This is a genomic window from Photobacterium marinum, assembly GCF_000331515.1.
GTDB classification, from domain to species: Bacteria; Pseudomonadota; Gammaproteobacteria; order Enterobacterales; family Vibrionaceae; genus Photobacterium; species Photobacterium marinum.
In genome coordinates this window covers 127,365-140,870 of the sequence record NZ_AMZO01000020.1, presented here as the reverse complement: position 1 = coordinate 140,870, position 13,506 = coordinate 127,365, and the positions used below count along the sequence as shown (strand labels likewise).

General features: G+C 47.1%; 12 protein-coding genes. 10 read left to right on the top strand and 2 right to left on the bottom strand.

All coding sequences use genetic code 11. The features are described 5' to 3' along the window. The first annotated feature begins 151 nt into the window (after window positions 1-151). The 9 genes from C942_RS13815 to nqrM all read left to right on the top strand — a co-directional run bounded on the left by C942_RS13815 (window position 152) and on the right by nqrM (window position 9,008). Entirely contained in the window at window positions 152-1,297 is a 1,146-nt protein-coding gene (locus tag C942_RS13815; protein WP_007466591.1) for a TRAP transporter substrate-binding protein, read from the top strand. A 411-nt stretch (window positions 1,298-1,708) separates the two neighbouring features. Next, window positions 1,709-3,049 carry a Na(+)-translocating NADH-quinone reductase subunit A gene (locus C942_RS24925; RefSeq protein WP_007466590.1) on the top strand — a complete coding sequence of 447 codons (1,341 nt, stop codon included), beginning with the start codon at window positions 1,709-1,711 and terminating at the stop codon, window positions 3,047-3,049. A 3-nt stretch (window positions 3,050-3,052) separates the two neighbouring features. Then, window positions 3,053-4,297, top strand: coding sequence for an NADH:ubiquinone reductase (Na(+)-transporting) subunit B (locus C942_RS24920; protein ID WP_007466589.1), 1,245 nt, complete (start codon window positions 3,053-3,055; stop codon window positions 4,295-4,297). Next, window positions 4,287-5,081, top strand: a complete 795-nt coding sequence (locus C942_RS13800) for a Na(+)-translocating NADH-quinone reductase subunit C (RefSeq protein WP_007466588.1) — start codon at window positions 4,287-4,289, stop codon at window positions 5,079-5,081. The genes C942_RS24920 and C942_RS13800 overlap by 11 nt, the downstream gene beginning before the upstream one ends. Further along, window positions 5,074-5,706 carry an NADH:ubiquinone reductase (Na(+)-transporting) subunit D gene (locus C942_RS13795; protein ID WP_007466587.1) on the top strand — a complete coding sequence of 211 codons (633 nt, stop codon included), beginning with the start codon at window positions 5,074-5,076 and terminating at the stop codon, window positions 5,704-5,706. Before C942_RS13800 ends, C942_RS13795 begins: the two co-directional genes overlap by 8 nt. A 7-nt stretch (window positions 5,707-5,713) precedes the next feature. Further along, entirely contained in the window at window positions 5,714-6,310 is a 597-nt protein-coding gene (gene nqrE, locus C942_RS13790) for an NADH:ubiquinone reductase (Na(+)-transporting) subunit E (RefSeq protein WP_007466586.1), read from the top strand. A gap of 21 nt (window positions 6,311-6,331) precedes the next feature. Next, window positions 6,332-7,555, top strand: coding sequence for an NADH:ubiquinone reductase (Na(+)-transporting) subunit F (gene nqrF / locus C942_RS13785; RefSeq protein WP_007466584.1), 1,224 nt, complete (start codon window positions 6,332-6,334; stop codon window positions 7,553-7,555). 199 nt (window positions 7,556-7,754) lie between these two features. Continuing rightward, window positions 7,755-8,777, top strand: a complete 1,023-nt coding sequence (locus tag C942_RS13780) for an FAD:protein FMN transferase (RefSeq protein WP_007466581.1) — start codon at window positions 7,755-7,757, stop codon at window positions 8,775-8,777. A 9-nt stretch (window positions 8,778-8,786) separates the two neighbouring features. After that, complete coding sequence (gene nqrM / locus C942_RS13775; RefSeq protein ID WP_007466579.1) at window positions 8,787-9,008, top strand: (Na+)-NQR maturation NqrM; 222 nt, start codon at window positions 8,787-8,789, stop codon at window positions 9,006-9,008. A 160-nt stretch (window positions 9,009-9,168) separates the two neighbouring features. Here nqrM and C942_RS13770 read toward each other — a convergent pair whose 3' ends face one another. Further along, window positions 9,169-10,404, bottom strand: a complete 1,236-nt coding sequence (locus tag C942_RS13770; protein ID WP_007466576.1) for a GGDEF domain-containing response regulator — start codon at window positions 10,402-10,404, stop codon at window positions 9,169-9,171. A gap of 223 nt (window positions 10,405-10,627) precedes the next feature. Here C942_RS13770 and dinB point away from each other — a divergent pair, with 223 nt between their 5' ends. Then, window positions 10,628-11,713, top strand: a complete 1,086-nt coding sequence (gene dinB, locus C942_RS13760; RefSeq protein ID WP_007466574.1) for a DNA polymerase IV — start codon at window positions 10,628-10,630, stop codon at window positions 11,711-11,713. 107 nt (window positions 11,714-11,820) lie between these two features. Here dinB and C942_RS13755 read toward each other — a convergent pair whose 3' ends face one another. Next, window positions 11,821-13,281, bottom strand: coding sequence for an aminoacyl-histidine dipeptidase (locus C942_RS13755; protein WP_007466571.1), 1,461 nt, complete (start codon window positions 13,279-13,281; stop codon window positions 11,821-11,823). Window positions 13,282-13,506: the final 225 nt, after the last annotated feature.

Here is a 13,506-nt window from a genome sequence, read left to right as displayed (position 1 = left end):
CGGTTTTTTTTAGTCTGAAATTTGAGTCAGCTGACATCATTAGACTTTATTCTGACTTATTATTGAACAGGTTTTGCTTATCTGACGGGCAGGGCATCCGCTGGGAGAGCAGTTGGCCGGGCCCAAGTAGAAGTCAGAAGGCTGGCTATACTTGGTTAAACGTAAAGTTCTGCTATGGCTGGCAGGGCTTTGTTCGGCAGAAGGACATGGAATGATAAGACTGAGTCGTAGCATAGTTTTTTGGGTGTTGGTGTTGTTCGGTTTGGTTGCCTGCGGGCAGCAGGGGAGCGAAGCCGATAATAAGCAAGTTAAGCCAATTGAGTGGAAGCTGGTGACATCATGGCCTAAAGGCTTTCCTGGCCTTGGGTTGGCACCGGAAAGACTGGCCGAAAAAATAAATAAATTGAGCCAAGGAAGGTTGGTGATCCGGGTTTATGGTGCTGGTGAACTGGTGCCTAGCTTTGAAGTTTTTAATGCCGTTTCGAAAGGTACGGCTCAGATGGGGCACTCGGCGGCCTATTATTGGCAGGATAGGATTCCGGCGGCGTCTTTTTTTGCGGCTGTCCCTTTTGGGATGACTAGCCTGGAAATGAGCGCCTGGATTAATAATGGCGGTGGGCTTGAACTCTGGCAGGAACTGTATGACCCCTATGGTGTTCTGCCTGTTCCCGGAGGAAGCACCGGCGCACAGATGGGCGGTTGGTTTAACAGAGAAATCAATACGATTGAAGATTTTCAGGGGCTCAAGATTCGTCTTGCCGGTTATGCCGCTCATGTATTGAAACGTATCGGCAGTATTCCTGTCAGTTTGTCAGGCGGCGAGCTGTTTACAGCGCTGGAGACCGGCGCAATTGACGCCGCTGAATGGGTCGGACCGTATAATGACCTCGCTTTTGGATTACATAATGCTGCTAAATACTATTATTACCCCGGATGGAATGAGCCCGGCGCATTAATGGAGTTTCTTATAAATAAGGACGCTTTTCAGTCTTTACCTGATGATTTGCAGTTGATTGTGATAACAGCGGCCCAGGCGGTGAATCAGGATATGCTGGATGAGTATACAGTGAAGAATATCCAGGCTTTAAATGTCATGTTGAGAGAGCATGAGGTTGATCTTAGGCCTTTTCCGCCGGAGGTGCTTGCTGAGTTAAAAGTGTTAACACAGCAATTATTGGAAGAGAAAAGTCAGACAGATCCGGTGTTTGAGCGTATCTATTCATCCTATAAGTTGTTCCTGTCAGAGGTTCGCAAGTACGGTAAAGTAACAGAAAATGCAGATGTGAACACGGATTAACAAAAAGTGACAAATAAAAAACAAATAAGGCGATTTAATGCTATTGGTTTGTTGTGGTTGTTTTTGGGTTGTTTGTTAGTTGTTAATCCGTTGCTTTTGATGAAAATGTTTTGATAAATCATCTTGCTTGTCATATTTGTGCGTTAGCTCAAATTTATAACCCAACAAATGTATTGCGTTTGAATTGTTTACTGATTTTCACCTCGTTTAGCTCGGTTTAGCATAGTAAAATTACGTGAATTAATGCTAGAATCGCGGCCTTAAAAATATTCGTCATGAGAAGTGTGATGGATAAGTAAATAGGATGTTGCGGTGTCGGTGGTGGAGTTGAACCGGCTTCGGACGAAGGAAAGTCGTGTCTAAATTACGCAATAGAAAGTTCTTTTTCCCTTTAATGTAGTGCAAGTGCGTATGATTACAATAAAAAAGGGTCTGGATATCCCTATTTCAGGGACTCCTACCCAGGCGATAAATGATGGTAAAGCCATCACTCGAGTCGCCTTGCTTGGCGAAGAATATGTTGGTATGCGTCCTACTATGCATACCCGCGTAGGGGATGTAGTGAAAAAAGGTCAGGTTCTTTTTGAAGATAAGAAGAATCCAGGCGTTAAATTCACTGCGCCAGCCAGCGGCAAGGTTGCTGAAATCAACCGTGGTGCGAAGCGTGTTCTGCAATCAGTTGTGATTGATGTAGAAGGCGACGAGCAGGTAACATTCAACAGTTACGATGCAGCTCAGCTTGCTCAACTTGAGCGTTCAGTTATCGTGGAACAGCTTGTTGAGTCTGGTATGTGGACTGCGCTTCGTACGCGTCCTTTCAGCAAGATCCCGGCTATCGACGCTGAAACACAGGCTATCTTTGTTACTGCCATCGACACCAACCCTCTGGCTGCTAACCCAGAAGTCATCATTAATGAGCAAAGCGACGCTTTCGTTGCCGGTCTGACGCTTCTTTCTCGTCTGACCAGCGGTAAAGTGATGGTTTGTAAATCTGGTGCAAGCCTTCCTCGTTCAAACGAATCCAATATTGAAGAACACGTATTCAACGGCCCGCACCCTGCAGGTCTGGTTGGTACGCACATTCATACTCTGTTTGGCGCGAGCATTGAACATGTGGCATGGCATATCAATTATCAGGACGTGATTGCATTCGGTAATCTGTTCCTGACTGGTGAGCTATACACTGATCGTGTTGTTTCTCTGGCAGGTCCTGTAGTAAACAACCCTCGTCTTGTTCGTACCCGTCTTGGTGCTTCTATCGAGCAGCTGACTGATTCTGAAATGATGCCTGGTGAGCTACGTGTGCTTTCCGGTTCTGTTCTGAATGGTGTTCATGCTGTAGGACCTCACGCTTACCTTGGCCGTTACAACGTTCAGGTTTCTGCGCTGCGTGAAGGTCGCGAGAAAGAGTTTCTTGGCTGGATCGTGCCTGGTAAGAACAAGTTCTCTGTTACTCGTTCATTCCTAAGCCAGTTCTTCCCTGGTCAGCTGTTCAACATGACTACAAGCACGAACGGTTCTGAGCGTGCAATGGTGCCAATCGGTAACTACGAGCGCATTATGCCGCTTGATATCGAGCCGACACTATTGCTTCGTGACCTGTGTGCCGGTGACGTTGATAGTGCACAGCAACTGGGTGCGCTGGAGTTAGATGAAGAAGATCTGGCTCTGTGTACATTTGTATGCCCGGGTAAGTATGAGTTTGGTCCACTTCTGCGTGAGTGCCTGGACACAATTGAGAAGGAAGGGTAATTCATGAGCCTCAAGAATTTCCTAGAGCAAATTGAACACCACTTTGAGCCGGGTGGTAAGCATGAGAAGTGGTTTGCGCTTTACGAAGCGTTTGCAACTCTGATGTATACGCCGGGCCAGGTTACACGTTCTAGCTCACACGTTCGTGATAGCATCGACCTGAAGCGTATCATGATCATGGTGTGGTTCGCCGTATTCCCAGCAATGTTCTGGGGTATGTACAACGCCGGTCATCAGGCGATTGTAGCGCTGAACCACATGTATGCTGGTGAGCAGCTGGCTGCGGTTATCGCAGGCGACTGGCACTACTGGCTGACTCAAATGCTGGGCGGCACAATGTCAGCAGACGCTGGCTGGGGTAGCAAAATGCTACTTGGTGCTACCTACTTCCTGCCAATCTACGCAGTTGTATTTGCTGTAGGTGGTTTCTGGGAAGTGCTTTTCTGTATGGTGCGTAAGCACGAAGTTAACGAAGGTTTCTTTGTTACTTCTATCCTGTTCGCACTGATCGTACCGCCAACACTACCACTTTGGCAGGCTGCACTGGGTATTACCTTCGGTGTTGTTGTTGCGAAAGAAATCTTCGGTGGTACAGGTCGTAACTTCCTGAACCCTGCGCTTGCAGGCCGTGCATTCCTGTTCTTTGCTTACCCGGCTCAGATCTCTGGTGACCTGGTATGGACAGCTGCTGACGGTTTCTCTGGTGCAACAGCACTTAGCCAGTGGGCACAGGGCGGCCAGTCTGCACTGCTTAACACTGTAACAGGCGAGACAATCAGCTGGATGGACGCGTTTATCGGTAGCATCCCTGGTTCAATCGGTGAAGTTTCTACTCTTGCTATCATCCTAGGTGGCGCAATGATCGTGTTCATGGGCATCGCTTCATGGCGCATCATCGCGGGTACTATGCTGGGTATGATTGCGACAGCTACTTTGTTCAACATCATCGGTTCAGACACTAACGCAATGTTCAGCATGCCATGGCACTGGCACCTGGTTCTGGGTGGTTTTGCATTCGGTATGATGTTCATGGCAACAGACCCGGTATCTGCAGCATTCACTAACAAAGGTAAATGGTGGTATGGCGCACTAATCGGCGCTATGGCAGTTATGGTTCGTGTAGTTAACCCGGCGTACCCAGAGGGTATGATGCTGGCAATCCTATTCGCTAACCTGTTTGCTCCTCTATTTGACAACCTGGTGGTTCAAGGCAACATCAAACGGAGACTGGCTCGTCATGTCAAGTAATAACGATAGCATTAAAAAAACGCTGATTGTTGTTATCGCACTGAGCCTGGTGTGCTCTATCGTGGTTTCAACAGCAGCTGTTAGCCTGCGTCCGCTGCAGCAGCAGAACGCTGTGCTTGATGTTCAGCGCAACATTCTTTCTGTTGCCGGTCTTCTTTCTGAAGACGCGGACATTAAAGAAACTTACGCTCAGTTCATCGAACCTAAGCTGGTTGACCTGAAAACCGGTGAGTTCGTTGAAGCAACTGAAGCCGGTCAGACTGCCGAGCAGTACAAGCAGCGTGTAGCTGCTAAAGATCCGGCTCAGTCAATCAAACTGACTGCTGATCAGGACGTAGCAAAAATCATCCGTCGTGCTGATGTTGCAACGATTTACCTGGTTAAAGATGCTGGTGACAACATTGAAAAACTGATCCTGCCAATTCACGGTAACGGTCTGTGGTCAATGATGTACGCTTTCGTTGCAGTTGAAACAGACGGCAACACAGTTTCTGGTATCACTTACTACGAGCAGGGTGAAACTCCTGGACTTGGCGGTGAAGTTGAGAACCCAAGCTGGCGTGATCAGTTTGTTGGCAAGAAACTGTTTGATGACAACTTCAAGCCAGCTATCAGTATTGTTAAAGGTGGCGCTCGTGAAGGCGACATCCACGGTGTAGACGGTTTGTCTGGTGCGACATTAACAGGTAATGGTGTTCAGCAAACCTTCGACTTCTGGTTGGGTGATATGGGCTTTGGTCCATTCCTAGCTAAAGTGCGTGAAGGAGGCCTAAACAATGGCTGATACTAAAGAAATGAAGAAGATTCTGTTTGCGCCGTTTATCGATAACAACCCGATCGCGCTTCAGATTCTAGGTGTGTGTTCTGCTTTGGCAGTGACGACTAAGCTTGAAACAGCATTTGTTATGACGCTGGCGGTAACTTTTGTTACTGCGTTTTCTAACTTGTTCGTATCACTGATCCGTAACCACATTCCAAACAGCGTGCGTATTATTGCTCAGATGGCAATCATCGCATCACTGGTAATCGTTGTTGACCAGGTACTGAAAGCTTTTGTTTACGATATCTCTAAACAGCTTTCTGTATTCGTTGGTCTGATCATTACCAACTGTATCGTAATGGGTCGTGCAGAAGCATACGCAATGAAATCAGCGCCACTGCCATCGCTTATCGATGGTATCGGCAACGGTCTGGGTTATGGTTTCGTACTTATCACTGTTGGTTTCTTCCGTGAACTACTGGGTTCTGGCAAGCTATTCGGTATGCAGGTTCTGCCTCTGATCTCTGAAGGTGGCTGGTACCAGCCTAACGGTATTATGCTATTAGCACCATCTGCTTTCTTCCTGATTGGTTTCATGATCTGGGCTATCCGTACTTTCCGTCCAGAACAAGTAGAAGCGAAGGAGTAAGGGGAACATGGAACATTATCTAAGCCTTTTAGTTCGTTCGATTTTCATCGAGAACATGGCACTTTCGTTCTTCTTGGGTATGTGTACCTTCCTGGCGGTATCTAAGAAAGTTAAGACCTCTTTCGGTCTGGGTGTTGCAGTAATCGTTGTACTGACGATTGCGGTACCGGTGAACAACCTGGTTTACAACCTATTGCTGAAAGACGGTGCATTGGTCGAAGGCGTTGATCTGAGCTTCTTGAACTTCATTACCTTTATCGGTGTTATTGCTGCACTGGTACAGATTCTTGAAATGGTTCTGGACCGCTTCTTTCCGCCGCTATACAACGCATTGGGTATCTTCCTGCCGCTGATCACTGTTAACTGTGCAATCTTCGGTGGTGTATCTTTCATGGTACAGCGTGACTATAACTTCTTAGAGTCTGTAGTTTACGGTATCGGTTCTGGTACTGGTTGGATGCTAGCAATCGTTGCCCTTGCCGGTATTCGTGAAAAGATGAAGTACTCAGACGTACCAGCAGGCTTGCGTGGTTTGGGTATTACTTTCATCACTGTTGGTCTTATGGCGTTAGGCTTTATGTCTTTCTCTGGCGTACAGCTGTAATCAGGATAATAGGAATAGTCAATGGATATTATTCTTGGCGTAGTCATGTTCACCTTGATTATCCTGGCTCTAGTTTTAGTGATTCTTTTCGCTAAATCTAAGCTGGTACCATCAGGTGATATTACTATCTCAGTAAATGGTGATCCGGAAAAAGCAATTACAACTGCTGCCGGTGACAAACTACTAAGTGCTCTTTCTGCAAATGGTATTTTTGTATCATCTGCATGTGGTGGCGGTGGCTCATGTGGTCAGTGTCGTGTGAAAGTTAAATCTGGTGGCGGTGACATTCTGCCGACAGAACTTGATCACATCACTAAAGGTGAAGCGCGTGAAGGCGAACGTCTTGCTTGTCAGGTAAACGTGAAATCTGACATGGAAATCGAGCTGCCAGAAGAAATCTTTGGTGTTAAGAAGTGGGAATGTACAGTTCTTTCTAACGACAACCAAGCGACCTTCATCAAAGAGCTTGTGCTGCAAATTCCTGAAGGCGAGGAAGTTCCTTTCCGTGCCGGTGGTTATATTCAGATTGAAGCTGAACCGCATCACATTAAATACGCTGACTTTGATATTCCTGAGGAATATCGTGAAGATTGGGACAAGTTCAATCTGTTCCGTTACGAGTCAATCGTAAAAGAGCCGTCAATCCGTGCTTACTCTATGGCGTCATACCCAGAAGAGAAAGGCCTGATTAAGCTTAATGTACGTATTGCAACACCGCCGCCAAACAACCCTGACGTGCCACCAGGTGTGATGTCTTCATACATCTGGTCACTGAAATCTGGCGACACGTGTACTATTTCTGGTCCGTTTGGTGAGTTCTTCGCTAAAGACACTGACAACGAAATGGTATTCATCGGTGGTGGTGCTGGTATGGCTCCGATGCGTTCTCACATCTTCGATCAGCTTCTTCGTCTGAAGTCTAAGCGTAAGATGACTTACTGGTACGGTGCCCGCTCTAAGCGTGAAATGTTCTACGTTGAAGATTTCGACACGCTGGCAGCAGACAACGAGAACTTCGAGTGGCATGTTGCCCTGTCAGATCCTCTTCCAGAAGATAACTGGGATGGTTACACAGGCTTCATTCACAACGTGATCTACGAGAACTACTTGAAGGATCACGAAGCACCAGAAGACTGTGAATACTACATGTGTGGTCCACCGATGATGAACGCAGCTGTTATCGGCATGCTGAAAGATCTAGGTGTTGAAGACGAAAACATCCTTCTGGATGATTTCGGTGGCTAATTAGCTACACCCACAGAAAGAAACTGGCTGGTCCTGTTCGGGCCAGCCTTTTTTCGTCCTGAATGTTTATATACCCAAGTGACTTTGCCTTTAAGTCTCTATGTTGAGGTTACTTGAGTATATTCTGGTTTTCGTTTTCGACTACTCGATGGCGACAACCACAACAAAAATTGATGTATTTCCTTTTGGGAGTTGTTGAATGAAAACGTTCCTGAGCAAAGCAATTTGGTTGCTTGTTTTTGCTTTTATCCTGTCCGGCTGTAGTGATCAGCGAGAGATGGTTCACTTGAGTGGCTCGACTATGGGCACCTATTACTCGATTAAGGTGATTAATCAGGAAGGATTACCGTCGGCTGAAGAGATGCAGGCTGAAATTGATCGTCGTCTCGAGCTGGTTAATGACCAGATGTCGACTTATCGCAAGCACTCTGAACTGAGCCGTTTTAATCAGCACAAGAGTGATGCTCCGTTTGAAGTGTCTGCCGATACCGCTAAAGTGGTGACAGAAGCGATTCGCCTGGCAAAGCTGACTGACGGTGCTTTGGATGTGACTGTTGGCCCTGTGGTGAACTTGTGGAGCTTTGGGCCTGAAGCCCGCCCGGAACATACCCCGACGGCAGAAGAAATCGCTGAGCGTAAAAAGATAGTGGGTATTCACCATCTTTCTGTTGAAGGTAATACACTAAAGAAAGATATTCCTGAGCTTTATGTTGACCTGTCTTCGATTGCCAAAGGCTTCGGTGTCGACGTGGTTGCTGATTACTTTGAGCAGCTGAATGCCGCTGATTATCTTGTAGAAATCGGTGGTGAACTGAGACTGAAAGGTAATAACCTGGAAGGTACACCATGGCGTATTGCGATTGAGAAGCCAACTGATGACGGTAGCCGTGCGGTGCAGGAAATTATTGAACCGGGCAACATGGCTGTGGCAACATCGGGAGATTACCGAAACTATTTCGAGGAAGATGGGGTTCGTTATTCGCACCTGATCAATCCGAAAACCTGTAAGCCGATTTCTAACCATGTCGTGTCTGTTACGGTTTTGCATCCGTCGAGCATGACGGCAGATGCAATGGCAACCGCCTTTTCTGTAATGGGCGAAAAGAAGACGCTGGAGTTGGCGAAGAAAGAGAAACTGCCGGTTCTGCTGGTGGTGAAAACTGAGCAAGGATACGCAGAGTATAAATCTGATGCCTTTGTTCCCTATTTGCAGAAGAAGTAGAGAAATATCATGGTTGTATATCTAACCACCTTTGCCGTCTTTTTGCTGGTGATCGTTGCAATGGCCGTCGGCTATATTTTTCAGCGTAAGACAGTTAGCGGCAGCTGCGGTGGCCTAGACGGTATCGGCATTGCCAAAGAGTGTGATTGCCCGGAACCATGTGATGCACGTAAAAAGCGTGAAGCACGAGCGGCAAAACAAGCTGAGTGGAAAAAGAACCAGATCATTTGATTTTTGGTTGTCATTCCTAAACCACTGTTTATGGCGGTGGTGATTGCTTCCATGTCAGATCTGAAGATAAAGAATACTAAAGCCCGGGTTTGTGCCCGGGCTTTTTGTATTTATTGCTTGTCCCGTCCTGAGAAAAGGATTTACTTGGGATGGAAAGGGACTAGGCAGCTGCCAGCTTTAGCTGGTTTCGACCGTTTTGCTTGGCGTCATAGAGCGCGTCATCGGCTGCTTTTAGCAGCTCACCCAAGGGTTTGGCACCACTGGCAACGCCAATACTGATGGTCACCTTTATAGGGGCGTTCTGATACTCAATAACCAGCTCTTCAATACAGACGCGCAGTTTTTCCAACTGGTTGATAAATAATTCTTTACCGAGACAGCTCTGAATGCAGAACTCTTCGCCACCAAAACGGGCAACGGTGGCATCGGTATCCGGAAAATGGTGTTGCAGTTGCTGACTGACATGCACCAGCACGACATCACCGGCATCATGACCGTAGGTATCATTGACCTTTTTGAAAAAGTCGATGTCCAGCATGGCAATGTTACGGCTTTTGCAGCAACTGTCAGCGCAGCCTTGATCAAAGAAATAGCGTCGGTTCCATAATCCGGTCAGAGCATCCTGATTCGCCATTCGGTAGAGCTTGTCAGATGTATCTTTCATATTGAGCATATGATGAATACGACAATAGAACTCTTCCTGGTTAAATGGTTTTTTCAGGAAGTCATTTGCGCCGGCTTTCAGAAACAAGGGGGTGACAGTGCTGTAGTTGCTGCCGGACAGGCCAAGTATCGCAATTTGGTTGCGGTTATATTGCTGGCGAATTTCCCTGATCAGGGTGAGGCCATCTTTTTCAGGCATATCATTGTCGGTGATGATCAGCGTGATGTCCGGATGTTGAGCCAGTAATTTCAGTGCGTCTTTCCCATTGTGTGCCGAAATAGTTTCCAGGTTCTGCTTTTGCAGCAGGTTAACCAGATAACGACGTACTGTTGCAGAGTCTTCAACCACCATCGCTTTGTGGCGGAAATTAGCTTCCAGTCGTTGTAACAGCGGGGTGAGGTAAGCGACTGAGGCCGGACTGTCTTTGAGCAGGTAATCAATCACTCCTTTTGACAGCACGGTATCGCGTATTTTCCGGCTGAATTGGGCGGTCAGAACGATGACCTTTATGTTCTGGCTGAGGATGAGATCAATGATTTCTCCGTCCTGACCGTCGGGCAGGCAGTAGTCAAGCACAGCGCAGAGAAAGTCTTGCTCGTTGCTCAGAATGGCTTTCGCTTGTTTGATGCTGTCGGCAAACACTGGCTGGAATCCGGCTTGATTCAGCTGGAAACACAGATAGTTTCTGAAGGCTCTGCTGTCTTCAACAACCAGTATTTTATACCGCGACATCTCGAATCCTTATCTGAAACTGGCAAATCACCAGTATTCTTATGGTTATAAATATAAACTAATAACATTGTTGTCAGAAGTGCGGCAAGCCGGGCTGTCAGTTTTGATAACAGACGTTGATTCCTTCTGAAAAAACTTTCTATAATAATTACTGTATATAAAAACAGTGATAAACTGTATCACCTTGTTTGAACCTTCATCACGGCCGGTAGCGATTTTAATCATGGTGCAGCAAACACCGACTTCCAACCTGCAACGGAAAATTATCCATATTGATATGGACTGCTTTTTTGCGGCCGTAGAGATGCGGGATAACCCTGAGCTACGTGATATTCCTATCGCTATCGGCGGCCGCTCAGAGCAAAGGGGCGTGATCAGTACCTGTAATTACCTGGCTCGTAAGTATGGGGTACGTTCGGCGATGCCGACAGCTCAGGCGATGAAGTTGTGCCCGCACCTGACGTTAGTTGCCGGCAGGATGTCTGTTTATAAAGAAGTCTCCCAGCAAATCAGGGCTATCTTTCAGCGTTATACCGACAAGATAGAGCCTCTGTCCCTTGATGAAGCCTACCTTGATGTCACCGATTGCGAGCTGCTGCATGGCTCGGCCACCTTGATTGCCGAGGATATCCGCCGGGCAATTCGGGAAGAGTTGGATTTGACAGCGTCTGCTGGTGTCGCACCGGTGAAGTTTATTGCCAAGGTGGCTTCTGATCTGAATAAGCCGGATGGTCAGTTTGTCGTCATTCCTGATGAGGTGCCGGATTTTGTTGCCGATTTGAAGCTGGAAAAGATCCCCGGAGTAGGGAAGGTCACGATCCAAAAGCTTCATGAACGTGGTTTGTATGTCGGGCGTGATGTGCAGAATTATGATCATCATTTGTTGTTGCAACAGTTCGGTAAGTTCGGCCAGTCGTTGTGGTCACGAGCGCATGGTCTCGACAATCGTGAAGTTGTTGTTGAGCGGGAGCGTAAATCAGTTGGGGTCGAGCGGACCTTTTCTAAGAATATCAGCAGCTATGACGAGTGCTGGCAGGTGGTGGAAAGTTTGTTTCCTGAGCTCGAAAAGCGCCTTCGCCGGGTTCGCCCTGATCTTAATATTGCTAAGCAGGGAATTAAGGTGAAGTTTGCGGACTTTCAGCAAACCACAGTTGAACATGGCCAGCCAAAGCTGGATAAGAGTCAGTTTGTCGCATTGCTGACAGAAGCCTTAACTCGTCAGAAAGGACGGGAAATCCGCCTGATAGGCCTGAGTGTAGGATTAGAGCTCGGGCTTAAGGCGCAGCAGCTTTCTTTCGAAGGTTTTTAATCAAACTAGGTTTAACAGTAACCTTTCTAAAGTAGGGTTTTACTATCCAATTGGGTATAAAAAAGGCGAGTATCGAAACTCGCCTTTTATCACTTGTATCCTGATACTTATGCCTTAACCGGAATGTTCTTCAGGATTGCAATCATCTGTTCCCAGAACAGGCCGACAGTTTCAATGTTCACTTTCTCATCAGGAGAGTGAGGGAACTTGATGGTCGGGCCGAAAGACAGCATATCCATGGTTGGATATGGTTTCTTGAACAGACCACATTCCAGACCTGCGTGGATCACCATGATGTTCGGTGTTCTGCCGTAGATACCTTTATATGTATCACGGAACAGGTGCATTACTTCAGAGTCTGCATCCGGTTTCCAGCCTGGGTAAGCGCCAGAGAATTCACATTCAGCACCAGCCAGCTCAGCGACTGCTTTCAGCATACCTTCCACATTACTGCGGCCAGTATCGATCAAAGAACGGATCAGACAAAGAATAGTGATTTTGTCTGCTTCTGTTGTGATCACACCAACGTTCAGTGATGTTTCAACTACACCTTCAACTTCATCACTCATACGCAGTACACCGTTAGGGCAAGCGTTTAGTGCAGCAAGAAGGCGTTTCTGAACTGCTTCAGTCATCACGTCAGCTGGTAGCTCAGCTGGTTCAATAAATAGGTTGATGTCTGTTTCTATTTTGCCCAGCTCCGCAGCCAGGATTGATTGGTAGTAAGTGAACAGCTCATTTAGCTTGTCGACATTTTTAGCTGGCAGGGTTGCCATTGCGAAAGCTTCACGAGGAATAGCGTTACGCAGGCTACCGCCGCTTAGTGAAGTCAGGCGAAGACCTAGTTCTTCAGCGTGGCCGAACAGGAAGCGACCCAGCAGTTTGTTCGCGTTGCCGCGACCGGTGTGAATGTCACAGCCAGAGTGACCGCCTTTCAGGCCTTTAATCACCAGTTTTACTGCAGCGTGTTCGGTTGGAACCGCTTCACGCTCTAAAGGCAGAGTGATAGAACCGTCTACACCACCGGCACAGCCCATGTAAACTTCGCCTTCCTGCTCTGAATCAGTGTTTAGAAGGATGTCACCTTCCAGCCAACCCTGTTCAAGGCCGAACGCACCGGTCATGCCGGCTTCTTCATCAATAGTCAGCAGGACTTCAAGCGGACCGTGCTCAATATCTTTCGATGCCAATACGGCCAGGCAAGTCGCCATACCAATACCGTTGTCGGCACCCAGGGTTGTTCCTTTTGCTGTTACCCATTCACCGTCGACATACGGCTGGATTGGATCGGTCAGGAAGTCGTGGTCGGTGTCTTCGTTTTTCTGCGGCACCATATCAATGTGCGCTTGAAGTACTACACCTTTACGGTTTTCCATACCTGGCGTAGCTGGCTTCTTAATAAATACGTTACCAGTAGCGTCACGGCGAACTTCAAGACCTTCGCTTTCAGCAAATTTCACAATATGTTGAGCGAGCTGTTCTTCATGCTTTGATGGATGTGGAATAGAACAGATTTGATCGAAGAATTGCCACACAGGTTGTGGTGACAGTTGACTGATTTCAGACACAGCATTCTCCCTTATAAACTTTTGGGCTAAAGCGATCCATTAGCTGAAGATCAACCAATGGGCTGGTAATTGCAGCAGATTAATCTATCGCGATTGATTCAAGCATACCACCGGGTGATAAGCCTGTGATAGTGAAATCTTAAAAAGCTAAATACAGGGATTAAGTTTGTGATCACTGGCAAGAAGTGATGATTTTGAGGTTGAAAGATGTGCTATTGATTGCAC

Excerpts from the sequence above, each read along its gene's own strand:
- C942_RS13795 (WP_007466587.1), top strand. The coding sequence starts at position 5,074 with ATGGCTGATACTAAAGAAATGAAGAAGATTCTGTTTGCGCCGTTTATC.
- nqrM (WP_007466579.1), top strand. The coding sequence starts at position 8,787 with ATGGTTGTATATCTAACCACCTTTGCCGTCTTTTTGCTGGTGATCGTT.
- C942_RS24925 (WP_007466590.1), top strand. The coding sequence starts at position 1,709 with ATGATTACAATAAAAAAGGGTCTGGATATCCCTATTTCAGGGACTCCT.
- nqrE (WP_007466586.1), top strand. The coding sequence starts at position 5,714 with ATGGAACATTATCTAAGCCTTTTAGTTCGTTCGATTTTCATCGAGAAC.
- C942_RS24920 (WP_007466589.1), top strand. The coding sequence starts at position 3,053 with ATGAGCCTCAAGAATTTCCTAGAGCAAATTGAACACCACTTTGAGCCG.
- C942_RS13780 (WP_007466581.1), top strand. The coding sequence starts at position 7,755 with ATGAAAACGTTCCTGAGCAAAGCAATTTGGTTGCTTGTTTTTGCTTTT.
- nqrF (WP_007466584.1), top strand. The coding sequence starts at position 6,332 with ATGGATATTATTCTTGGCGTAGTCATGTTCACCTTGATTATCCTGGCT.
- dinB (WP_007466574.1), top strand. The coding sequence starts at position 10,628 with ATGGTGCAGCAAACACCGACTTCCAACCTGCAACGGAAAATTATCCAT.
- C942_RS13770 (WP_007466576.1), bottom strand. The coding sequence starts at position 10,404 with ATGTCGCGGTATAAAATACTGGTTGTTGAAGACAGCAGAGCCTTCAGA.
- C942_RS13800 (WP_007466588.1), top strand. The coding sequence starts at position 4,287 with ATGTCAAGTAATAACGATAGCATTAAAAAAACGCTGATTGTTGTTATC.